This is a genomic window from Cupriavidus sp. NPDC089707 (assembly GCF_044748965.1).
GTDB lineage: Bacteria > Pseudomonadota > Gammaproteobacteria > Burkholderiales > Burkholderiaceae > Cupriavidus.
Genome location: NZ_JBIVHB010000004.1, coordinates 239762 through 261716, shown reverse-complemented (window position 1 = coordinate 261716; position 21955 = coordinate 239762). Strand labels below are relative to the sequence as shown.

The window sequence follows — 21955 nt, the reverse complement described above, 5'->3', positions numbered from 1 at the left end:
TACTGGCGTCAGGGGCGAGCACCTGCGGAGCAGGCGCGCAAGGCGCCCGCGCCGGCCGGGCGCTCAGAAGCCGCGCGCCACCGGCATCCTGATGCTGTCCGGGTTCACGTTCATGTGCTTGGCCAGTTCCAGCTTGGCGATGGCGTTGCGGTGCACCTCGTCCGGACCGTCGGCCAGGCGCAGCGTGCGCTGGTGCGCCCACCAGCTGGCCAGCGGGAAGTCGCTCGACACGCCCGCGGCGCCGTGCACCTGAATGGCCCAGTCGATCACCTTCAACGCCACGTTCGGTGCCACCACCTTGATCATCGCGATCTCGGCCTTGGCCACCTTGTTGCCGACGGTGTCCATCATGTACGCGGCCTTGAGCGTCAGCAGGCGCGCCATCTCGATCTCGCAGCGGGCTTCGGCGATGCGCTCCTGGGTGACGCCCTGGCTGGCCACCGGCTTGCCGAAGGCCACACGCGACAGCGCGCGCTTGCACAGCAGCTCCAGCGCGCGCTCGGCCACGCCGATGCTGCGCATGCAGTGGTGGATGCGGCCCGGGCCGAGGCGGCCCTGCGCGATCTCGAAGCCGCGGCCTTCGCCCAGCAGGATGTTCGAGGCCGGCACGCGCACGTTCTTCAGCTCGATCTCCATGTGGCCGTGCGGTGCGTCGTCGTAGCCGAACACCGGCAGGAAGCGCTTGATGGTGATGCCCGGGGTGTCGGCCGGTACCACGACCATCGACTGCTGCTCATGGCGGCCGGCGTCGGGATTGGTCTTGCCCATCACGATATAGACCTTGCAGCGCGGATCGCCGGCGCCCGACGACCACCACTTGGTGCCATTGATGACGTAATGGTCGCCATCGCGATCGATGCGGCATTCGATGTTGGTGGCGTCAGACGAGGCCACCGCCGGCTCGGTCATCAGGAAAGCCGAGCGGATCTCGCCGGCGAGCAGCGGCTCCAGCCACTTGTCCTTCAGCTCCTCGGAGGCATAGCGCTCCAGCGTCTCCATGTTGCCGGTGTCGGGCGCGGCGCAGTTGAACACCTCGGCCGACCAGGGCACCCGGCCCATGATCTCGCACAGCGTGGCGTATTCCAGGTTGGACAGGCCCTGCGGCGCCCGCGGCGAGCGCGGCAGGAACAGGTTCCACAGGCCGGCTTCGCGCGCCAGCGGCTTCAGTTCCTCGATCACCTTGGTCGGGATCCAGGCGTCGCCGGCGCGGCGGTTCGCGTCGATCTCCTCGGCGAAGCGCTTTTCGTTCGGATAGATGTGCTGGTCGAAGAAGGCCAGCAGCTTGGCCTGCATTTCCTTGACCTTCGGGCTGTACTCGAAATCCATGTGGTCTCCTCGCTACGGGATCGGTGGGCGCCGCGCATTGGCAACGGCGGGCAACGGCGGGCAACGGCGGGCAACGGCGCCGGTTGGCTTCGTCGTTCGGGCAGACTTCGCCGATGCAATGCACTCTATCTGAAAGACGATAATTAGAAAAATGAATTTTCTGGATTTGGCAGTATCAATTTCCTGCATTCCATGACAGAATCGCTCGCATGCAGCTCTCCCGCATCGACCTCAACCTCTTCGTGGTGTTCGACGCCATTTACAGCGAAGGCAGCATCACCGCGGCCGCGCGCCAGCTCAACCTGACGCAGCCGGCGGTCAGCCATGCGCTGGGGCGCTTGCGCACGCTGTTCGACGACCCGCTGTTCGAGCGCCGCGGGCAGGGCATGGCGCCCACGCCGCTGGCCCGTTCGCTGGCCGGCGAGGTACGTGGCGCGCTGCAGTCGTTTGCCCGGACGCTGCAGGATACGCCGCACTTCGATCCCACCAATACGGTGCGGCGCTTCACCATCGGCATGCGCGACGCGCTGGAATCGACGCTGCTGCCGCCGCTGATGGCGCGGGTGACGGCGATGGCGCCGCACGTGGAAATCGCTGCGATCCGCTTTGACCGGCGCGAGATGGAATCCGAGTTGCTGGCGGGCACCATCGATACCGCGATCGATATCCTGCTGCCGGTTTCGCCGGCCATTCACCACGCGCCGTTCATGAACGACCCGATGGTGGTGCTGGCGCGCCGCGACCATCCGCTGGTGAAGAAGGAGCTGACGCTGGAGCGCTACCTGGCGGCCGAACACGTGCACGTGTCGTCGCGCCGCCGCGGCGCCGGGCTGGAAGACCAGGCGCTGCACCGCATGGGCCTGACGCGGCGCGTGCGGCTGCGCTGCCAGCACTATGCCGCCGCGTGCCGCGTAGTCAGTTGCACCGATCTCCTGGCCACGCTGCCGCTGCGCTATGCGCGCATCGCCAACGAGCCTTACGCCAACCGGCTGCTGTCCCTGCCGTTCAAGGTCCCGACGCTGGAACTGCACCTGTACTGGCACGCGGGTGGCGAGAACGATGGCGCCAACAGGTGGCTGCGCGAGCAGTTGATGGCGGTGATGACATCGCTCGGTGGCGGCACCTCCGATGTGACGCCTGCGGGCTGAGCGGAGTGCGCGTCGCATGCCGGTTGCCCAATGTGTATTGGGCGTTGCCCCGGTGAAGCGCGCGCGGTGCACACGTAAGCAATTGTTCGCGCGCTAGACCCTGCCGGGTCACGCTCATACCATCGTTCGGTCTTTCTGCCTCCGGCGCCTCATGCGTCGGCCGTCCGCGCGTGCGGATCCCTCAGGCAGATGCCTTATTCCACGACTACGACAAATCCAGACCGATGACCGGGACACGCTTGCTTGCTGATTGCCAACCGACGCTGCCGCGACGCGCGAGGCACACCACGTTCACCCTGACCGGCCTCTGCGCCGCTGCCGTGCTGGCCCTGTCCGCCTGTGGCGGCGGCGGTGGAGACGGGGGCGACGGCACCACGTCGGCCGGCGCGCCGCAGGGCTCCTCGCAATCCGGCACCCAGTCCAGCACGAGCCCTGGCTCCACGCCTGGTTCGACGTCTTCCACGCCGACCACTGCCGGCGGCTGCTACACCGTCAGCGGTGCGGCACCGGCGCCTGCGGCCGGCAGCGGCATCACGCTGTTGCCGGCGCGCGGCAGCGCGGTCAGCAACTACCGCGTGCTCGAGGAACCGCGCACCGCGGGCCTGTGCTACGCCAACTACCGCCGCGAGCAGGTTGGCCTTCCGCCGCTGGCCGCGCGCGACGCGCTCAACACCGTGGCGCAGAACCACACCGGATACATGCTGGCCAACGCCACGCTGACGCACGACGAAATCAGCGGCCGGCCCGGCTATACCGGTGCCACGCCCAACGCGCGCATCCAGGCGGCTTACCCGACCAATGCCACCGCGGAAGTGGTGGCCGGTGCCAATCGCTGGACCTCGGTGGCCAATGCCAACCTGTCGATGTCGCCCAAGGATGCGCTGGTCTCCGACCTGATCAACGCACCGTTCCACCGCGCCGCGCTGCTGGGCAGCTACGGCTCGGCCGGCAGCGGCTTTGCCGAGAGCGTGGGCCCGAACGGCAGCGGCACCTCGGCGAGCTACTACCAGACCATCGACCTGGCCGATGCGTCCAAGGGCGGCAGCGACAACCAGATGGTGGCTTACCCCTTCAACGGCCAGGCCGACGTGCCGGCGAGCTGGGTCAACTCCGAAAGCCCCAACCCGGCGCCGGGCTACGAAGGCAAGACCGTTGGCTACCCGGTCTCGCTGCAGGCGATCAATACCTCGCTGCAGTTCGATGCCGACAACTTCGCCATCACCGACGCGCAGGGTGCCAGCGTCAATTGCCTGAAGGTCGACAGCCGTTCGTCGGGCCTGTCCAGCGCCGCGCGCGGCCTGGCGATCTGCACGCCGGTGGCACCGCTGGCGAGCGGCCAGCGCTACAACGTGCGCGTGACCGGCCGGCTGGGTTCGCAGCCGGTGGACCTGAGCTGGTCGTTCACCACGCGCTGATCTTCCCCGATCAGCCAGGCACCGCCGCGCTCACTGCGGGGCGCGGTGCTGCAGCTCGATGCGCACCTGGCCCGGCGCCAGCGTGCGGTCAGGCTGCACGGCATACGGCAACGGCGGGCGCTGCCCCGCCGGCAGCGACTGCCACAGCCGTTCCACCCATTCCCTGATTTCCTCGCTGTCCGGTTCGGCCGCCCACACGCCGAGCGGCGTGGCTGCGTGCATGCGCGCCGCGATCGCTGCGGGATCTTCCTGTACCGATACGACCATCGCCGCGGCGGCAAGCGCAGCGGGTGCGCGCGCAGCTGCCCGCGGCGGGGCGGCCTTGCGCGCGAAATCGGCACGCGGGGCGGCTGCTGCCGGCGGTGCTGGCGGTGAGGGCGCTGAGAGCGGTGAGGGCGTGGTCACCGGTGCCGGCGCGGATTCCGCCATGGCGGAGTACGCGGGCATCGGCGGAGCCGCCGCAATCGCCGGAGCCTGTGGCGGCAAGCCTTTGGTGGCTAGGACCGGGGCGGGCATGGCCCGCGTTTCGTCGCGTGGCGTCGCCTTGCGCTCGGCGTGCGGCTGCACGTGCTGGCGCTGAGGGGCTTCGCGTTCTTGCCGTAGCTCCCGCGACGCCGACGGAGAAACCTTGGGCGCCGGCGGGGCCGGACGTGCCGGAGCGGCGACGGGTGCTTCATGTGTCGACGCGGGAGCGTCCCCGGCCGCCGCGGTCGCAGCCGGTGCGGTTGCGGGTGGGGCTGCCGTCGGGGCTGCCGGTGCGGTTGACTCATGCACCGAAGCCGGTTGCAAGGCGCCTTCGTCGATCTGCCGCAGCACGATGCTGGTGGTCAGCCCGGCCACGGCCGCTACGCTCGCTACGGCACCGAGTGATCGCCACCAGCGGCGTGCGCGTGCCGTTCGTGTCTGTTCCGTCCGTCCGGCGCAATCCGTCCCTTCGACCGCCTGCGCGGCGGCAACGCTGCGCGCCTGCGCTGCCAGCCAGTCGCGCGTGGCATCGCTGACAGGCGCACCCAGTGCCTGCGCCGCCGGCTGGCCTGCGGCGATGCCGGCCAGCACCGCATCGCGCCGGCCTGCCTGCGCTGCCTGCAGCCGCGCGGCTTCTTCCAGCACCGCAGACGCCAGTCCCGGTGGCGCGGCAAACGGCAGGGTGCTGGCGCGGCGCGCGTCGGCTTCCTGCTGGGCCACGTGGGCCGCGGCTTGGACGGCATCGGCCAGCCGCTCCGGTGGCACGTAGGCCGGCAATGCCTTCAACAACGCGGCAAGCCGGTCCTGTCCGTCGATGAAACGGTCGGCGGCGCTCATGGCCCGGGCTCCCGCGCGTCCGGCACGCTGCCCGCCAGTTCGGCACGCAACCGCGCGAAGGCGTAGCGCAGCCGGCTCTTCACCGTTTCGAATTTTTCGCCCAGCATCTGCGCGATATCCTCGACGCTCATGTCGCTGAAGAAACGCAGCACCACCACCTCGCGCTGTGCCACCGGCAGTTGCAGCAGTGCGAGGTGGACGTGGTGCGCATGCTGCCGCAACTGCAACTCGGCTTCCGGCGACAGGTCATCGGCTGGCAACTCCGGCGGTTGGCCGTCGTCCGTCTCGTGGCGCTGGCGCGCCTCCGCGCTGCGCACCTGGTCGAGCCAGGCATTGCGCGCGATCTGGTACAGGAAAGTGCGGAACGCCGCGGCGGGCTGGTAGTCGCCGCAGCGGGTCATCAGCCTGATCCAGGTCTTCTGCGCGATGTCCTCGGCCTCGCCGGTGTTGCCCCGGCACAGCCACGCCACGTAGTTGTAGAGGCCGGCGTTATGGCGGCGGAACAGCTCGGCGATGGGTTGCTCGATGATGCCGGACGCGACCAGCAGCATCAGGTCCTGGTCGGGCAGCGCGGCCAACGGGGGAGGCGGGACGGGGTCTGGGGCCTGCATGCGCCCGAGTATAGGAGAGCGCAGGGCGGGGCGACAAACCGCTGCGCCACCCTGCGCCGAGACGTTGTCAGCGCGCCGCACGCTCGGGAACCGCGCTACCGGCATCCGCCGGCTTGCTGGTTGCCAGGCTTTGCGCCAGATCGACCAGCTTGAGGAATTCGCCGCGGTAGCCGAAGCGGTCGGCGCCGCGCGCGCCTTGCGCCAGCGCGTGCGCCTCGGCGTAGCCCCAGCTTCCGGTGTGCTTGCCGCCGCGCAGCGCCTGGCCGAAGCCGGCCACGGCGGCGGCGAAGCGGAAGTCGTCGTCGCCCTGGGCCAGGGGCCGGATCGCCTGCCGCGCCACGGTGGTATCCATCAGCTGGCTGGTGCTGGCCGTCGGCAGCTTGTAGCGCAGCTTCACATGCGCCAGTTCGCCGTCGCGGCCGGGTGCCGGCGTGGCCGGCTGGTAACGCAGCGGATCGACCATTCCGGGCTGGCCGGCCAGCGTCAGCTCGTACAGCGCGGTCACCGTATGGCCCGCGCCGATGTCGCCGGCGTCGACCTTGTCGTTGTTGAAATCCTCGCGCGCCAGCATGCGGTTTTCATAGCCGATCAGCCGGTATTCCTTCACCGTCGCCGGGTTGAATTCCACCTGGATCTTCACGTCGCGCGCGATGGTGGCCAGCGTCGAGCTGAACTCGCTCGCCAGCACCTTGTTGCCTTCCATCAGGTTGTCGATATACGAGTACGCGCCGTCGCCGGCATCGGCCAACTGCTCCATCAGCTGCTCGTTGTAGTTGCCGGTGCCGAAGCCCAGCGTCGACAGCGACACGCCCGACTTGCGCTTCTCTTCGACCATGCCCTTGAGTTGCCGGAAGTCTGTGACGCCGACATTGAAGTCGCCGTCGGTGGCCAGCAGCACCCGGTTGATCCCGCCCGCAATAAAGCTCTGCTGCGCGGCCTGGTAGGCCAGTGCGATGCCGCTGGCGCCGGCGGTGCTGCCGCCGGCCACCAGTTGGTCGATGGCGGCGCTGATCGCGGCCTTGCCGCTGCCCGGCGTGGGCGGCAGCGCCACGCGGGTGCCGCTTGCATAGGTCACCAGCGTGATGCGGTCCTGCGCGCGCAGCTTGTTCACCAGCAGCTTCAGCGAGGACTTGAGCAGCGGCAGTTTGTCGGGCGAGTCCATGGACCCTGACACATCGACCAAAAACACCAGGTTGGCCGGCGGCAGCGCTTCGCCGGCGATGTCCTTGCCCTTGATGCCGATGCGCAGCAGCACGTTGGACGGATGCCAGGGCGCGGGCGCGAGCGCGGTGTGCACGGCGAAAGGCCGGCCGTCGGCGGGCTGGGTGTAGTCGTACGGGAAGTAGTTCAGCATTTCCTCCACGCGAACGGCATCGGCGGGCGGCAGCCGGCCGGCATTGAGCAGGCGGCGCATATTGCTGTAGCTGCCCGTATCGACGTCGATGCTGAAGGTGGACACCGGGGCCTGTGCGACAAGCTTGACGCCGTTCTCTTCGATCTGGCCATAGCGCTCGCGGTCTGCGGCCTGGGGTGGTGGCAGGTAGTAGGGCCGCGGCATGGCCAGCGCGGCATGGGGTGCGATGGCGCGCATTTCGGCCGCGGGTGCGGCAGTTACGGCCTTGGCCGCTTCGGCGGCGTGATCCCGGGCCGGCGCCGGCGCCGGGGCCGGCGGAACGGATTGCGGCGGCTGCGTCAGCGAAGGCGAATGCCCGCCGCAGGCCGACAGCGCCAGAGCCAGTGCGGTTGCGCAGCAGGCAGCGGCGGCCCGGGTCCGCCGGGCGGCAACGGTGGACACGACCGGTGCGCGATGTTGCATGTTGTTCTCCTGGTGGGCCGCAGGCGGGACGCCAGGTGGCCTGTCCATGAAACGGCGCACGATCCCAGGCGGGGTTAAATCCTCCGTTTTTTTTCGCTGCACGCTCAATCAGGTGAAGGGAATCAGACTTCGCCCGACCCCCGCATGCGGCGATCGCCACTACAATCGCCTGATTCCTTTCCCCAGGAGACATCGCATGGCCCGCTTTGACCTCGATTCGATGGTGTGGCGCAGCACGTTGGCCCTGACCATGGCCGCGCTGCTTGGCGCGTGTGGAACGCAGGGCGCAGGGACAGGGACGCCCGCCGCAACGGCTGCGCCAGCTGCCGCCCCAGCCGCGGCGGCCATGCCGCCGGCCCCGGAGGTCGCTTCCGGCTACCGCGCCGGCATGTCGACGGTCTATGCGCAGCGCCATATGGCCGCCGCGGCCAATCCATTGGCCAGCGAGGCCGGGCGTGCCATGCTGCGCCAGGGCGGCTCGGCCATTGATGCCGCCATCGCCATGCAGGCCGTGCTGACGCTGGTCGAGCCGCAGGCCACCGGCATCGGTGGCGGCGCTTTCATCATGTACTGGGACGGCAAGCGCGTTCAGGCCTTCGACGGCCGCGAGACCGCACCCGCAGGTGCCACTGAAAACCTGTTCATGCGTCCCGATGGCAAGCCGATGGAATTCAGCGAGGCACAGATCGGCGGGCGTTCGGTGGGCACGCCGGGTGTGATGCGCGCGCTGGAGATGGCGCATCGGCAGCACGGGCGCCTGCCGTGGGCCAAGCTGTTCGAGCCGGCGATCTCGCTGGCGGAGAGGGGCTTTCCGATCTCGCAGCGCCTGTACACACAGGTGGCCGCCGACAAGTTCCTGGCCAACTCACCGGAAATGGCCGCGTATTTCCTCGATGCGCAGGGCAAGCCCAAGCCGGCCGGCACGATGCTGAAGAACCCCAAGCTCGCGCAGACACTGCGGGATATCGCGCGGCGCGGCGCGGGCGTGCTGTACGGCGGCCCGATCGCGCAGGACATCGTCGCCAAGGTCAACGGCAGCGCCAACCGGGGCTCGCTGTCGATGGCGGACCTGCGCGGCTACCGGGCCAAGCAGCGCGTGCCGGTCTGCACCGACTACAAGCGCTGGAAGATCTGCGGCATGCCGCCGCCGTCGTCAGGCGGTATCGCCATTGCGCAGATCCTGGGCACGCTGCAGGCGCTGGAGACCAAGAATCCCAAATATGCGCTGGCGGCGCTCAAGCCGCAAAACGTCAATACGCCCGCGCAGGTGGAAGCCAATCCCGACGCGGTCCACGCGATTGCCGAAGCCGACCGCCTGGCCTATGCCGACCGCGGCCTCTACGTGGCGGACGCCGATTTCGTGCAGATCGATGTAGCCGGCCTGGTCAATCCCAACTACCTTGCATCCCGAGCCGAGCTGATCGGCGACAAGAGCATGGGCAAGGCGCAGCCAGGCGTACCGCCGGGGCCTGCGGTGGCGTATGCCCCGGACCGGTCGCCGCCGCGCATCTCCACCTCGCAAATCGTCGCGGTCGATGACCGCGGCGGCGCGATCTCGATGACCACGACGATCGAGTCGTACTTCGGCTCGCATCTGATGGTGCGTGGCTTCATGCTGAACAACCAGCTGACTGACTTCTCCTTCGTGTCGAGCGAGAACGGCAAGCCGGTGGCCAATCGCGTCGAGCCGGGCAAGCGGCCGCGTTCTTCGATGGCGCCGACATTGGTGTTTGACCGCCAGACCGGGCAGTTGGTGGCCACGGTGGGTTCGCCCGGCGGCTCGCAGATCATCGAGTATGTGTCCAAGACGCTGGTCGGCATGCTGGACTGGAACATGGATCCGCAGGCTGCGATCGGGATGGGCAATTTCGGCAGCCGGAATGGACCTACTGAAGTGGAGAAGGGGCTGGTGTCGCCAGGGCTGGTCCAGGCGCTGCAGCAGCGTGGGCATCAGGTGGCGGAGATTGAGATGACTAGCGGGACGCAGGCTATCGTGCGTCGGCAGGGGCCGGATGGGAAGGTGGTTTGGGCGGGTGGGGCGGATCCGCGGAGGGAGGGGGTGGCGGTGGGGGATTAAAGGGGGGTTATGTGAGGCCAGTGTGGTCGCTGTTGGTGACATGCTGTCGGCTGTTGAAGCTGGGTGTCGCCGTTGATGACATGCTGTCGGCCGTTGAACCGCTTGGTTCCGCCCTCCTGGGCGGGTAACTTTTTGTCCGAGCGACAAAAAGTCACCAAAAAGCGCGTTTACGGCCCTGCGGGCGGCCACTCTTATCGTAGTGGACGGCGGCTTTCGTATGGGGCCGCGCTTCCTCACATAGCAGGACTGCCTGACGCCTTGGTGCGCCACGGTGGCTCGGGATTGATGCGGTGTTTGAACGAGCCCGGAGCTGTGGGTGGCTCCTGCTGCTGACGGCAACGTAGGGACGCCTTCGGCTGCGCTGTGCGCGGGTCCTAACGTGGCGGAGCTGGCGTCCATATTCCGGCTTGCGCTTCGGGCTCGGCGCGCGCATACGAAGGTCTGGCGCGGCGACGGAGAATCGGCTGGCTTTACTTCGTGGGGGCTCCGGCCCTCACCCCCGGCCCCTCTCCCGCAAGCGGGAGAGGGGAGAAAACAAGCAGGCAGGGAAAGGCTCCGGGTTCACCTGCGATAGCGCCAAGCGAGCGCAGCGACGCGTTCCATGCCAGGGCCCGACCTGAGATACTGCCGGCGCGCAGCGCAGCCGTAGGCGTTCCTGCGTTGACCCAACCAGCAGGGGCCACTCACAGCTCTGGGCTCGTTCAATCACCGCATCAATCCCAGCCACCGTGGCGCACCAAGGCGTCAGGCAGCCTTGCCCTGCAACGAATCCCAGCCCCGTTCGAAACCCCCGGCACACTACGATAAGAGTGGCCGCCCGCAGGGCCGTAAACGCGCTTTTTGGTGACTTTTTGTCGCTCGGACAAAAAGTTACCCGCCCAGGAGGGCGGAACCAGGCGCTTCAACGGCCGACAGCATGTCACCAATAGCGAGCGACCACAACGCTTCAATCGGCCGACAGCATGTCACCAACGGCGACCCAGCTCCAATAGTCACTCACCCCTTAGCCTTCCTCGCATACTCCCACCCCATCTCCGCCATCGGCCGCGCCCGCTTGCCCGCATCCGTAGCCTGCGCCGACGAAGCCGTCCCATCGACCACGCGCTTCATGATCCCCTGCAAGATCCCGGCAATACGGAACATGCTGAAGGCAAGATAGAAATTCCAGTCGCCAGTGATCGCGCGCCCGGTACGCTGCTCGTACATGCGGCGATACGTTGCCTCGTCAGGAATCCCCAACCCAGCATAGTCCACCCCCGCAATCCCGCGGAACTGCCCCGGCGCGATATGCCAGCTCATGCAGTGGTAGCTGAAGTCCGCCATCGGATGCCCCAGCGTGGACAGCTCCCAGTCCAGCACCGCCAGCACACGCGGCTCGGTCGGATGGAACATCAGGTTGTCGAGCCGGTAATCGCCATGCACGATCGAAGTCAGGTCGGCGTCTTCCTGCGGAATATGCTGCGGTAGCCAGTCCATCAGCGCATCCATGGCTGGGATCGACTCGGTTTCCGACAGCTTGTATTGCTTGGTCCAACGCTCGATCTGACGCTGGAAGTAGTTGCCCGGCTTGCCGTAGTCCCCCAGGCCAATGGCGTTGTAGTCGACGGTATGCAGCGCGGCGATGACGCGGTTCATTTCGTCATAGATAGCACTGCGCTCGGCATTGCCCATGCCGGGCAGCGACTGGTCCCACAGCACCCGGCCGGCAACGAACTCCATGATGTAGAAGGCCCGGCCAATCACCGATTCGTCTTCGCACAGCGCGTACATGCGCGCCACCGGCACGTCGGTGCCGGCGAGGGCGGCCATCACGCGGTATTCGCGCTCGATGGCATGCGCCGACGGCAGCAGCTTGCTCTTGGGGCCGGGCTTGGCGCGCATCACGTAGGTCTGGCCCGGCGTGACCAGCTTGAAGGTCGGGTTGGACTGCCCGCCCTTGAACTGCTCGACGGTCAGCGGGCCGGCAAAGCCCTCCACGTGCTGGCGCATCCAGGCTTCCAGCGCGTCGGTGTCGAAGCGTTGCTGGTCTGCCACCGGGCGTGTGCCCTCGAAGTGCGATACGTTGCTCGTCATGCTGTCTCCGTTGGTTTTCTGTTCGGGTTCGATTGGATGGCTTGGGTGACTCAGGCGGCCGGCTGGCGTCCGCGCAAATACTGGTGCAGCAGCACTTCCATGGTGGTGTGGCGCGAGCCACTGTGGACGGGTGTGGGCGGCGAGTAGTTGGTCATGCGGACCACCCAGTCGAGCGGGCCGTCGCCCATGTCGAGCACATTGATGCAGCCCGCCGTCTGCAGCAGCGAGCCGAATAGCACGCGTCGTCCGCAGGTGATGGCCTGCGAAAGGATGGCCCGATTGGTGCCGCCGTGCAGCACCATCAGCACGGTGTCCCATTCCGGGTCGGCGCGCAGCCGATCCAGCCCGGGCAGCACGCGGTCGAGAAAGGCGCCGATGGTTTCGCCGTTGAGGAAGCGCTTGTCTTCCGGTACCTCGCCTTCGAAGGCGCCGACGAAGGCGTCGCGCAGGTCGGCGTCGGCAATCGCGGACAGGTCGCCCCCGCGGATTTCCTGGAACTCGGGCCAGACCTCGGGGACCACGTCGTCCATATCGGGCAATTCGGCCAGCACGCGCTCGGCGGTCTCGACCGTGCGCGGCAGGCCGCTGACGATGACGCGATCGAAGCGGATCTGCTCGGCGGCAAAGGCACGCCCGGCGGCGGTGGCCTGCATGCGCCCGGTCTCGTTGAGCGGGACCATCTCCGGCAGCGCTGGGCGCCCGGTATCATCGAAATACGAGACGGCACCGTGCCGCATCAGGTAGATGCGGCGACGCGAGGACGGCGGCAATTCCATGCGTTGTTTCCTTGAGTTGTGCTGGCGTGCCCGTCTCCCGCGGGCTTGCCATGAAGACGGGCCGCGGCCCGTCCGGGTCTGTCAGCGGTATTGCGGCTTGCGCTTCTCCAGAAAAGCGCTGATGCCTTCGCCGCCGTCGGGGTGGTGCAGCGCGGCGACAAAGTTGTCGCGCTCGGCCAGCAGGTGTTCGTCGAGCGAAGCCGTGGCCGCATAGTTGATCAGGCCCTTGATGCGGCCCACCGCATGCGGCGATTGCCTGGCCAGGCCCGCGGCCAGTCGCAGCGATTCGGACAGCGCCTCGCCCGGCGGCGTGACGCGGTTGACAAGCCCAAACTGGGCCAGCCGCTCGCCGCTGATCGGCTTGCCTTCCATCATCATCTCGCTGGCAAGCTGGCGCGGCAGGGCGCGCGCCAGTTCGTACGAGCCGCCGCCGTCGGGCGTGAGCCCGACCGAAACGTAGGCCATCACGAACTTGGCATCGCTGGCCGCAACCACGAAGTCGCATGCCAGCACCAGCGACAGGCCCGCGCCGGCGGCCGCGCCTTCCACCGCCGCGATGATCGGCTTGGGAAAGGCGTGCAGCGAGCGGATGAAGCCGTTCAGCACCTCGATGCTCGCGGCCTGCACCTCGGGCGGCTGGCTGCGGTTGCCCAGCAGCCGGTTCAGGTTGCCGCCGGCGCAGAACATGCCGTCAGCGCCGGTGAAGATCACCGCGCGGATCGAATCGTCGGCGGCGGCCGCGTCCAGCGCCGCCTTGGAGCCCGCGTAGATGTCCGGGTGCAGCGCGTTGCGCGCCTCGGGGTTCGAGATGGTCAGGACCAGCGTCGAATCGACGCGTTCGGATAGCAGTTGTGCGGGCATGGGGGCGGACTCTGGAAAACGATACGGAACGGACTTACTGCTCTTCGGACAGCAGCGACAGGCCCAGGCCGGCACGGCGCCACAGCCAGGGGCTCGGACGGTAGCGCATGTCGCCGGTCAGGGTTTCCATGTTGCGCAGCGTCTCGAGCACCAGTTGCGGACCGACGGCGTCGCCGAGCGCCAGTGGGCCCTTCGGGTAGCCGAGGCCGAGGTTCACGGCGAGGTCGATGTCCGCCGGCGTGGCGATGCGCTGCTGCGCGATGTCGCTGGCGATATTGATAATGCAGCAGAGCACGCGCTGGGCCACGAAGCCGGCCGAGTCGCGGATCAGCGTGACCGGCACGCCGTCGCTGGCAAACAGGCCGTGCGCGGCATCACGCGCGGCGGCGCTGGTGGCCGGCGTGGTCATCAGCGTGCGGCGCTTGGTGGCCTCGAACGGCAGCAGCGTGTCGATGGCGACGGTGCGGGCCGGGTCCAGGCCCTGTTGCAGCGCGCTGGTAGTGGCATCCAGGCCCAGCGGCGTGACGATGATCAGCGCATCGGCCGATGGCTTGTTGCCGCCTTCCGGGGTCACGCCCAGCGCGCCCAGCAGCTTGGTCACCATGGCGTGGCCGCGCTCGCTGTCATGGCTGACCCAGACGCTCGACGGGCGTGCGCTCGGCACCACCGCGGCGGCCGGCACTTGCTTCTGGCCATCGGCGTAGCGGTAGAAACCGGCGCCGGCCTTGCGGCCGATCAGCCCGCCGACCGCGCGGATCGCGGTGATCGGCGACGGACGGTAGCGCGGCTCCTGGTAGAACTGGTTGTAGATCGACTCCATCACCGGGTGCGATACGTCCAGCCCGGTCAGGTCCATCAGTTCGAACGGGCCCATGCGGAAGCCGGCCTGCTCGCGCATGATGTTGTCGATGTCGGCAAACTCGGCCACGCCTTCCTGCGCGACCTTCAGGCCTTCGATATTCATGCCGCGGCCGGCATGGTTGACGATGAAGCCCGGCATGTCCTTGCAGCGCACCGGGGTATGGCCCATGCGGCGGGACAGTGCCATCAGCGCATCGCCCACGGCGGGGTCGCCCGACAGGCCATCGATGACCTCGACCACTTTCATCAGCGGCACGGGATTGAAGAAGTGGTAGCCGGCGATGCGGCCCGGGTGCTGCGCACCCACGGCGATCGCCGTGATCGACAGCGAGGAGGTGTTCGAGGCGATGATCGCGTCCTCGCGCAGGATCGCTTCCAGCCTGGCGACCAGGTCACGCTTGACTTCCAGCTTCTCGACGATGGCTTCAACCACCATGTCGCTGTTGGCCAGGTCCTCCAGCGCCGCACACGGCTTGACGCGGGCCAGCGTGGCCTCGGCGTCGGCGGCGCTGATCTTGCCCTTGTCGGCGAGCTTGGCCAGCGTGTCCTGCAGGTACTGGCGGGCGGCGGCCACAGCTTGCGGGTTGGCGTCGTACAGGTTGACGGTCAGGCCAGCCTGGGCGGCGATCTGCGCGATGCCGCGGCCCATGGCGCCGGTGCCGACTACACCCAGCGTGTCGATGGTGAAAGTGCTCATCATTCGTCCCAAAAGTTGTGGTTAAATTAGCACGATCGTACGTTTTTTGCATCTTTCCGAACAGACCGGAAGGGCAGGCGGCGTGCGCTGATCGGCCAGCCCGGACACGGCAGGCCCCGGATGGTCCACAATCCCCCTCAGACCCGCGCTCGTGCGGGCGAGCATTACACCAACGGAGAGAGACGACATGCTGAAGCTCTGCGGCTTTGCCGCCAGCAACTACTACAACAAAGTGAAGCTGGCGCTGCTGGAAAAGAACGTGCCGTTCGAAGAGGTGCTGGCCTGGATCGGCGAGACTGACCCGGCCGCTTCGCCCGCGGGCAAGGTGCCCTACATGATCACCGAATCCGGCTCACTGTGCGAGTCGGAAGTCATCGTCGAATACCTGGAAGCGGCCTTCCCGCAGACGCCGCTGCTGCCGAAAGACCCGCTGCAGGCCGGCAAGGTGCGCGAGATCGTCACCTTCATGGAGCTGTACCTGGAGCTGACCGCGCGGGAACTGTATCCGGAGGCGTTCTTCGGCGGCAAGGTCAGCGATAGCGTCAAGGAGCGCCAGCACAAGTTGCTGGCGCGCTATATCCCGGCGTTTGCCAAGCTGGCGAAGTTCTCGCCGTATATCGCAGGCGACAGCTTCACGTTGGCCGATTGCGCGGCAGCAGTGCACCTGCCGCTGGTGTCGTCGTGCACCAAGACCATCTATGGCACGGATATGCTGGCTGACCTGCCGGTCAAGGATTACCTGAAAACGCTGTCGCAGCGCGAGTCGGTGCAGAAGGTCAATGCGGACCGGAAGGCGAATACCGAGCTGATGATGAGCCGGAGCAAGAAGTAAGCGGTTCGATTTGCCACTTGTGTACTCCCTCTCCCGCTTGCGGGAGAGGGTTGGGGTGAGGGCTGGAGGGTCAACGAAGTAAAGGTCGACGGAATGCCACCGCCCGCCCTCTCCCCCGGCCCCTCTCCCGCAAGCGGGAGAGGGGAGCAAACCGCCGGCTTGTGATAGCCCTCAGATGCAAGAACGCCTGCGATTCGCGGGCGTTTCCGTTTCTTCTTAAAGCTTCCCCAACCTTTCCAACGCCAGCGCCAGGGTCTCTTCCTTCTTCGCAAAACAGAACCGCACCACGCCCGACTCGCGCGGCTGCGTATAGAACGCCGACACCGGAATCGCCGCCACGCCGATCTCGCGCGTCAGCCACATGGCGAAGTCCGCCTCGCTCAGGTCCGAAATAGCGGAATAATCGACGCACTGGAAGTAGGTGCCATCCGACGGCAGCAGCTTGAAGCGCGAATTCGCCAGCCCGGCGCGGAAGAAATCGCGCTTGGCCTGGTAGAACGCCGACAACTGCAGGTACGGCGCGGGATCGGCCATATAGTCGGCCAGCCCATGCTGCACCGGCGTGTTGACGGTGAACACGTTGAACTGGTGCACCTTGCGGAACTCGGCCATCAGCGCGGCCGGCGCCGCCACGTAGCCGACCTTCCAGCCGGTCACGTGATAGGTCTTGCCGAAGCTGGAGATCACGAAGCTGCGGCGCGCCAGCTCGGGATGGCGCGAGACCGATTCATGCCGCTGGCCGTCGTAGACCATGTGCTCGTAGACCTCATCGGAAAGCAGCAGGATATCGGTGCCGGCCAGGATCTGCGCCAGCTTGTCCATGTCACCCGCGCGCCAGATCGTGCCGGTGGGGTTGTGCGGCGTGTTGATGAGGATCATGCGCGTGCGCGGCGTAATCGCGGCGGCCAGCTGGTCGAAGGGCAGGCGGAACTCGGGCGCCTCCAGCGTGACCGGCACGGCGGTGGCGCCGGCCAGTTCGATCGCGGGCAGGTAGCTGTCGTAGCAGGGCTCGAGCACGATCACTTCGTCGCCCGGATGCACGGCGCACAGGATCGCGGTCAGGATGCCCTGCGTGGCGCCGGCGGTGACGGTGATTTCGGACTCCCAGCTGTACTGGTGGCCGTACAGCGCGGCGATCTTGTCGGCGATGGCCTGGCGCAGGCGCGGTACGCCCGCCATCGGTGGGTACTGGTTATGGCCGGCGCGCATGGCCCCTGCGACCGCGTCGACGATCCTGGGATCGCAATCGAAGTCCGGAAAACCCTGGCCCAGGTTGACGGCGTTCTTCTCGATGGCCAGGGCCGACATCACGGTAAAAATGGTGGTGCCGACGGCGGGCAGGCGGGAGGGCGGCGGGGCCAGGGGTGCGAGCGTGGTGTCTGCGGACATGTTGCGGGCGTATCGATGCGGTAAGAGAGGGCGCACGTGCCGAACCGGCCTCGCGCGCGATCCGGCAATTCTAAAGCGGATCGGCCGTGGTGTCGGCCGTCGTGTCCACCTGAGCGGCCAGCCAGGCGCCAAAGCCCGGCGGCGTCAGCACCTCGACGCCGCTGGAGCGGCGCAGCCGGCTGCGCAGCTTGAGCACCGCCTTGTCCTTCGATACCAGGAACGCGGCGCCGGCAAAGTGGGCCAGCTCGACAAACTTCTGGTCGTCGGTGTCCTTGCAGCGGGGCAGCTTGATGGCGTCGGCTTCGTCCTGCGGCGGCAGCGGCTCGAGGCGGGTCAGGCGGTCGACCGTAGCCAGCGCGGCATCGATATCGACCTCGAAGCGGTCAAATTGCGGATAAGCCAGCACCCGGCGCAGCTCTTCGCGGCAATCGGCACGGATCACAGGGGCGATGGTGCCGGCTTCCAGCGCGTGCCGGATCGGCTCGACATGCGGGTCGCGGAAAACCAGCAGGTCGACCCAGATATTGGAGTCGAGCACCACGCAGGGCGCGCCCGCTGGGGCGGATGTGATGCCGGCGGGGCTGGCGGGATGGTCGGTTCCGGTGCTGTCGAGGCGCATTCGCTACAATCTTGGCTGGTTTGTCCTTGGCTACTGCCGCGATTTTGCCATGCTCATCGTTTTGTCTCCCGCCAAGTCACTGGACTACGAGACACCCCCGCGCATCAAGACCCATACGCTGCCGCGTTTCATCGACCGTTCCGCCACGCTGATCGAGCGCCTGCGCAAGCTTGCGCCGCAGGACGTGGGCGCGCTGATGGATATCTCCGACAAGCTTGCCGTGCTCAACGTCACGCGTTATGCCGAGTGGTCGCCCGAGTTCACCGCATCCAACAGCAAGCAGGCGGTGCTGGCCTTCAACGGCGACGTCTATGACGGTCTCGATGCGAAGGCGCTGTCCGCCGAGGATCTCGGATTCGCGCAGAAGCACCTGCGCATCCTCTCCGGCCTGTACGGTGTGCTGCGTCCGCTGGACTGGATGCAGCCCTACCGGCTGGAGATGGGCACGCGCCTCGATAACGCCGCCGGCAAGGATCTGTACGCATTCTGGGGCGACGAGGTCACGCAGATGATCAACGGCGACATGGCCGCGCTCAAGCAGGAAGGCGCGCCGGTGCTGGTCAACCTGGCCTCGGAAGAGTATTTCAAGGTGGTGCGGCCTAAGGTGCTGCAGGCGCGCATTGTCACGCCGGTCTTCGAGGACTGGAAGGGCGGCCGCTACAAGATCATCTCGTTCCACGCCAAGCGCGCGCGCGGCACGATGGCGCGCTACGTTGTCACGCACCGCATCACCGAGCCGGAAAAGCTCAAGCGCTTCGCCGAGGACGGCTATGCCTTCGATGCCTCCGCTTCCGACGCCGGCCGCTGGGTGTTCCGCCGCCGCTTGGAAGATTGAACCGGAAGACTGAACCCTAACGAAACGAGACCGCCAGCCATGCCTTCCGCACTGCATATCTCCTCGCATTTCGATTCGGGTGCCATCGAGGTCGAGGCGCTCGACCGTGCCGACGATATCCGCCTGCGCCTGCGCGCCGATTCGCACGCCGACTTCCGGCAATGGTTCCACTTCCGCCTGCAGGGCGCGGCGGGGCAGGCGTGCCGGATGCACTTCCTCAACGCGGGCGACTGCACCTACCCGGACGGCTGGCGCGACTACCGCGCGGTGGCTTCGTATGACCGCGCGCACTGGTTCCGCGTGCCGACGCGCTTCGACGGCAAGGTGATGACGGTGGAGTTCACGCCCGGGCACGACAGCGTCTGGTTCGCGTATTTCGAGCCTTATCCCGACGAGCGCCACCTGTCGCTGCTGGCGAGCTGCCAGCGCTCGCCGCTGGCGCAGCTGTCGCACCTTGGCAGCACCGTCGACGGCCGCGACATGACCCGCGTTACGCTGGGCCAGCCCGGCCCCGGCAAGAAGACCATCTGGATGATCGCGCGCCAGCATCCGGGCGAGAGCATGGCCGAATGGTTTGTCGAGGGCGTGCTGCAGCGGCTGACCGGCACCGGCACCTGGGCCGGCGATCCGGTCGCGCGCAAGCTGCTCGAGCGCGCCGTGTTCCATATCGTGCCGAACATGAACCCGGACGGCTCGGCGCGCGGCAACCTGCGTACCAATGCCGCCGGCGCCAACCTGAACCGCGAATGGGTGTCGCCCAGCGCGGATACCAGCCCGGAGGTGTACCACGTGCGCCGCGCCATCGAGGCCACGGGGTGCGACATGTTCTTCGATATCCACGGCGACGAGGGCCTGCCGTACAACTTCGTCGCCGGCAGCGAGATGCTGCCCGGCTTTACCGAAGCGCGCCGGCGCGAGCAGCAGCGCTTCATCGAGGCCTTCAAGCGCGCTTCGCCGGACTTCCAGGATGTCCACGGCTACGCCGCCAGCAAGTACAACGCCGACGCGCTCAAGCTCGCGTCCAAGTACATCGGCCATACCTTCGGCTGCCTGGCGCTGACGCTGGAAATGCCGTTCAAGGACAACGCCGATCTGCCCGATGCGGCGGTGGGCTGGAACGGCGCGCGCAGCGCGCTGCTGGGCACGGCAATGCTGCAGGCGATTCTGGATTACCTGGGCTGAGGCTGGCGCCTCTCTCGCGCCCTGTGGGTTTGCTCCCCTCTCCCTGATGGGAGAGGGGCGGGGGAGAGGGCGGGCGCTTCCACGAAGTGAGACGTCGTCATGCTTGCCACAGGCCGGCCCTCTCCCCCGACCCCTCTCCCGCAGGCGGGAGAGGGGAGATAACCACCAGCGCGCTTACTGCTTCTTCTTGGTCTTGCTGCTCGTCTTCGCCGATCCCGATGCCGACCCCGACGCCGATTTCGACGACGCCGACTTCGTCGACTTGGCCGCCGAGGACTTGCCCGACTTCGACGCCGCCGTGCTCTTGCCCTTGGCGCCCTTGCGGCTCTTGCTGGCCGAGGTGGCGCGGCTCGAGGTGGGCACCGCCGGCGCGGCAGCGGGTTCGCTGATGGTGGCGCCGCTGGTGTCCTGCAGCTCGTACGCCAGCATCATGCCGTCGTCGTAGCCGCAGCGCACGCGCACGGGCTGCCAGTCGTTGTCGCCGCGGCGCTTGTGCGCGGTGGCGTTGAACGTCACCACGGTGCTGACCGGCACGGCCTGCTTGCCGGGCGAGAAGCGTCCGCTCCAGGGCTCGGTCGTGGCCTGCCCGGCGGCGAGCGCGCCGGTGGGGATCTTCAGGGCATCGTAGGTGGCCGAGCGCGGCACCACCCAGCTGGCGTGCGCGGCGCAGTCGGCCACGTCGCTGGTGGCGTTCTCGGTCTTCATCAGCTGCTCGCGCATGCGTGCGCGGTACTCGGACAGGCTGACGCGGCCGCGGTCGGGCAGGGTGATGGTCTTGGTGGGCGGCGCGGAAGTGGCGGCGGGAGCGGGAGCGGCGGGCCTGACGGGGGCGGTCGTCGGGGCGGCGGCAGGGGCCTGGGCGGCGGCCTCATCGGCCGGCATGTTGGCGCAGCCCGCCAGCCCGATCGCACCGGCCACCGCGGCAGCCACCATGCGGAGCCGGCTGCCGAGCAGTTCGGAAATTCGTCGGATCACAGTGTTTGCGGTGTGTGCGTTCTGGAATTGGCCTGCCAGCGCGGTGGCCGGCAGGCCGGGTAGCTTCGCAAAGGAATGCCATGATAGAGGAAACCTATCCGGCAAAGTTCCTAAATCTTGTTACCTATTCTTCTGACGCAATGACGACGCGCAGGAAGCGGCCTGCTTTCTAGCAGACATTTCCCATGCGGCACAACTGCGGGGAACCCGCACGGCCGGTCCGCGGTGATCCCGGCGCGGCCCGGCCGTGATGTGCTGGCAAACGCCTCAGGCCACGCGCGAGGGCATCGCGCGCGTGAAGCGCAGCAGCTCGTCGAGCAGCGCGTTCAGGTTGTGGCGCAGCTTGGCAAAGCCGGCGGTGTGGGTAAGGCCCACTTCGTCCATGTACAGCTTGCGGTTGACCTCGAGCTGCAGGCTGTGGCGCCCGGCCTGCGGCTGGCCGACCACGCGCACGATTTCCACGCCCTTGTAGGGGTGGTTGCGCCAGACCTCGTAGCCCATGTCCTTGAGCACGCCCTCGATGCGGTCGGTGAAGCGCTTGTCGCAGGTGGTGCCGTCGCGGTCGCCGACGACGAAGTCGGGATGCTCCAGGCCAGGGAACTCGGTTGCGTATTGCGCCGCGTGGCTCGGCATCGAATGGCAGTTGATGTGCCAGGCGCTGCCGTGGCTGGCGACGGCGCGGTCGGCCAGCTTCTGCAACTGCGCGTAGTAGGGCAGGTAGCAGCGGTTGATGCGCGCCTGCACTTCTTCCACGCCGAGCTTGCGGTCGTAGATCGCTTCGCCGCTGTCAAGCACCCGCCAGACCAGGCCCTTGCCAAGACGGGTCTTGGAGGTTTCCTGCTTGGCGCCGGGCCAGGGGGCGTCGAGCAGCGCTTCGTCGATTTCCTCCAGCGCGCGGTTGGCGTCGAGGTAGCTGCGCGGGAAGCCCGCGCACAGCAGCGGGATGCCGCGCGCCGGCGCGCCGGCATAGAGTTCATCAACGAAAGTGTCCTCGGCCTGCCGCAGCAGCGGCAGCGGCAGGGCGGGATCGGGGCGGAAGTCCGTCGGGTAGGTGGTCGCGCTGTGCGGCGAATCCAGGAACAGCGGAGCGGGCTCGCCCTCCGGCTGGTACAGGAAGTACGGACTATCCGCGGTGGTTCGGTCGGTATCGGTCATGGTGC

At 67.5% G+C, this 21955-nt stretch carries 18 protein-coding genes; 6 read left to right on the top strand and 12 right to left on the bottom strand.

Translation table 11 applies throughout. The features are described 5' to 3' along the window. Nucleotides 1-63: 63 nt before the first annotated feature. The gene (locus ACIP1U_RS09740; protein ID WP_400314281.1) at nt 64-1326 is read right to left on the bottom strand and encodes an acyl-CoA dehydrogenase family protein; all 1263 of its coding nucleotides are present in this window, start codon (nt 1324-1326) and stop codon (nt 64-66) included. 209 nt (nt 1327-1535) lie between these two features. On the opposite strand from ACIP1U_RS09740, the gene ACIP1U_RS09735 reads away from it, so the two are divergent. After that, nucleotides 1536-2474 (top strand): LysR family transcriptional regulator, encoded by a 939-nt coding sequence (locus tag ACIP1U_RS09735; protein WP_400314279.1) that lies wholly within the window; start codon nt 1536-1538, stop codon nt 2472-2474. 320 nt (nt 2475-2794) lie between these two features. Then, nucleotides 2795-3889 carry a CAP domain-containing protein gene (locus tag ACIP1U_RS09730; RefSeq protein WP_400314277.1) on the top strand — a complete coding sequence of 365 codons (1095 nt, stop codon included), beginning with the start codon at nt 2795-2797 and terminating at the stop codon, nt 3887-3889. Between the two features lie 30 nt (nt 3890-3919). Here the strand turns inward: ACIP1U_RS09730 and ACIP1U_RS09725 are convergent, their stop codons facing one another. The 3 genes from ACIP1U_RS09725 to ACIP1U_RS09715 form a co-directional block, all read right to left on the bottom strand. Continuing rightward, complete coding sequence (locus tag ACIP1U_RS09725; RefSeq protein WP_400314276.1) at nt 3920-5191, bottom strand: hypothetical protein; 1272 nt, start codon at nt 5189-5191, stop codon at nt 3920-3922. Next, nucleotides 5188-5802, bottom strand: coding sequence for a sigma-70 family RNA polymerase sigma factor (locus ACIP1U_RS09720; RefSeq protein WP_400314275.1), 615 nt, complete (start codon nt 5800-5802; stop codon nt 5188-5190). The genes ACIP1U_RS09725 and ACIP1U_RS09720 overlap by 4 nt, the downstream gene beginning before the upstream one ends. Nucleotides 5803-5869: 67 nt before the next feature. Continuing rightward, nucleotides 5870-7618: a von Willebrand factor type A domain-containing protein gene (locus tag ACIP1U_RS09715; RefSeq protein WP_400314274.1), complete on the bottom strand. Its 1749-nt coding sequence runs from the start codon at nt 7616-7618 to the stop codon at nt 5870-5872. Between the two features lie 196 nt (nt 7619-7814). Here ACIP1U_RS09715 and ggt point away from each other — a divergent pair, with 196 nt between their 5' ends. After that, nucleotides 7815-9695 carry a gamma-glutamyltransferase gene (gene ggt, locus ACIP1U_RS09710; RefSeq protein ID WP_400314273.1) on the top strand — a complete coding sequence of 627 codons (1881 nt, stop codon included), beginning with the start codon at nt 7815-7817 and terminating at the stop codon, nt 9693-9695. A gap of 996 nt (nt 9696-10691) precedes the next feature. Here ggt and ACIP1U_RS09705 read toward each other — a convergent pair. The 4 genes from ACIP1U_RS09705 to ACIP1U_RS09690 form a co-directional block, all read right to left on the bottom strand. Beyond that, nucleotides 10692-11768 carry a phosphotransferase gene (locus ACIP1U_RS09705; RefSeq protein ID WP_400314271.1) on the bottom strand — a complete coding sequence of 359 codons (1077 nt, stop codon included), beginning with the start codon at nt 11766-11768 and terminating at the stop codon, nt 10692-10694. A 50-nt stretch (nt 11769-11818) separates the two neighbouring features. Further along, nucleotides 11819-12544 (bottom strand): histidine phosphatase family protein, encoded by a 726-nt coding sequence (locus ACIP1U_RS09700; RefSeq protein WP_400314270.1) that lies wholly within the window; start codon nt 12542-12544, stop codon nt 11819-11821. 81 nt (nt 12545-12625) lie between these two features. After that, nucleotides 12626-13405: an oxepin-CoA hydrolase, alternative type gene (locus ACIP1U_RS09695; RefSeq protein ID WP_400314269.1), complete on the bottom strand. Its 780-nt coding sequence runs from the start codon at nt 13403-13405 to the stop codon at nt 12626-12628. Between the two features lie 34 nt (nt 13406-13439). Beyond that, nucleotides 13440-14963 carry a 3-hydroxyacyl-CoA dehydrogenase gene (locus ACIP1U_RS09690; RefSeq protein ID WP_400314268.1) on the bottom strand — a complete coding sequence of 508 codons (1524 nt, stop codon included), beginning with the start codon at nt 14961-14963 and terminating at the stop codon, nt 13440-13442. A 187-nt stretch (nt 14964-15150) separates the two neighbouring features. On the opposite strand from ACIP1U_RS09690, the gene ACIP1U_RS09685 reads away from it, so the two are divergent. Beyond that, nucleotides 15151-15795, top strand: a complete 645-nt coding sequence (locus ACIP1U_RS09685; protein ID WP_400314267.1) for a glutathione S-transferase — start codon at nt 15151-15153, stop codon at nt 15793-15795. 216 nt (nt 15796-16011) lie between these two features. On the opposite strand, the gene ACIP1U_RS09680 is transcribed toward ACIP1U_RS09685, so the two are convergent. Then, nucleotides 16012-17184 (bottom strand): pyridoxal phosphate-dependent aminotransferase, encoded by a 1173-nt coding sequence (locus ACIP1U_RS09680; RefSeq protein ID WP_400314265.1) that lies wholly within the window; start codon nt 17182-17184, stop codon nt 16012-16014. A 70-nt stretch (nt 17185-17254) separates the two neighbouring features. Beyond that, on the bottom strand, nt 17255-17803 hold the full coding sequence (locus tag ACIP1U_RS09675) for a putative toxin-antitoxin system toxin component, PIN family (RefSeq protein ID WP_400314264.1): 549 nt from the start codon (nt 17801-17803) through the stop codon (nt 17255-17257). Nucleotides 17804-17852: 49 nt separating this feature from the next. Here ACIP1U_RS09675 and yaaA point away from each other — a divergent pair, with 49 nt between their 5' ends. Continuing rightward, nucleotides 17853-18638, top strand: a complete 786-nt coding sequence (yaaA, locus tag ACIP1U_RS09670) for a peroxide stress protein YaaA (protein WP_400314263.1) — start codon at nt 17853-17855, stop codon at nt 18636-18638. Between the two features lie 39 nt (nt 18639-18677). Next, the gene (locus tag ACIP1U_RS09665; RefSeq protein WP_400314262.1) at nt 18678-19820 is read left to right on the top strand and encodes a M14-type cytosolic carboxypeptidase; all 1143 of its coding nucleotides are present in this window, start codon (nt 18678-18680) and stop codon (nt 19818-19820) included. A gap of 174 nt (nt 19821-19994) precedes the next feature. On the opposite strand, the gene ACIP1U_RS09660 is transcribed toward ACIP1U_RS09665, so the two are convergent. Beyond that, nucleotides 19995-20795 (bottom strand): BspC domain-containing protein, encoded by an 801-nt coding sequence (locus ACIP1U_RS09660; RefSeq protein ID WP_400314261.1) that lies wholly within the window; start codon nt 20793-20795, stop codon nt 19995-19997. Between the two features lie 267 nt (nt 20796-21062). Then, on the bottom strand, nt 21063-21950 hold the full coding sequence (locus ACIP1U_RS09655) for an N-formylglutamate amidohydrolase (RefSeq protein WP_400314259.1): 888 nt from the start codon (nt 21948-21950) through the stop codon (nt 21063-21065). Nucleotides 21951-21955 lie beyond the last annotated feature (5 nt).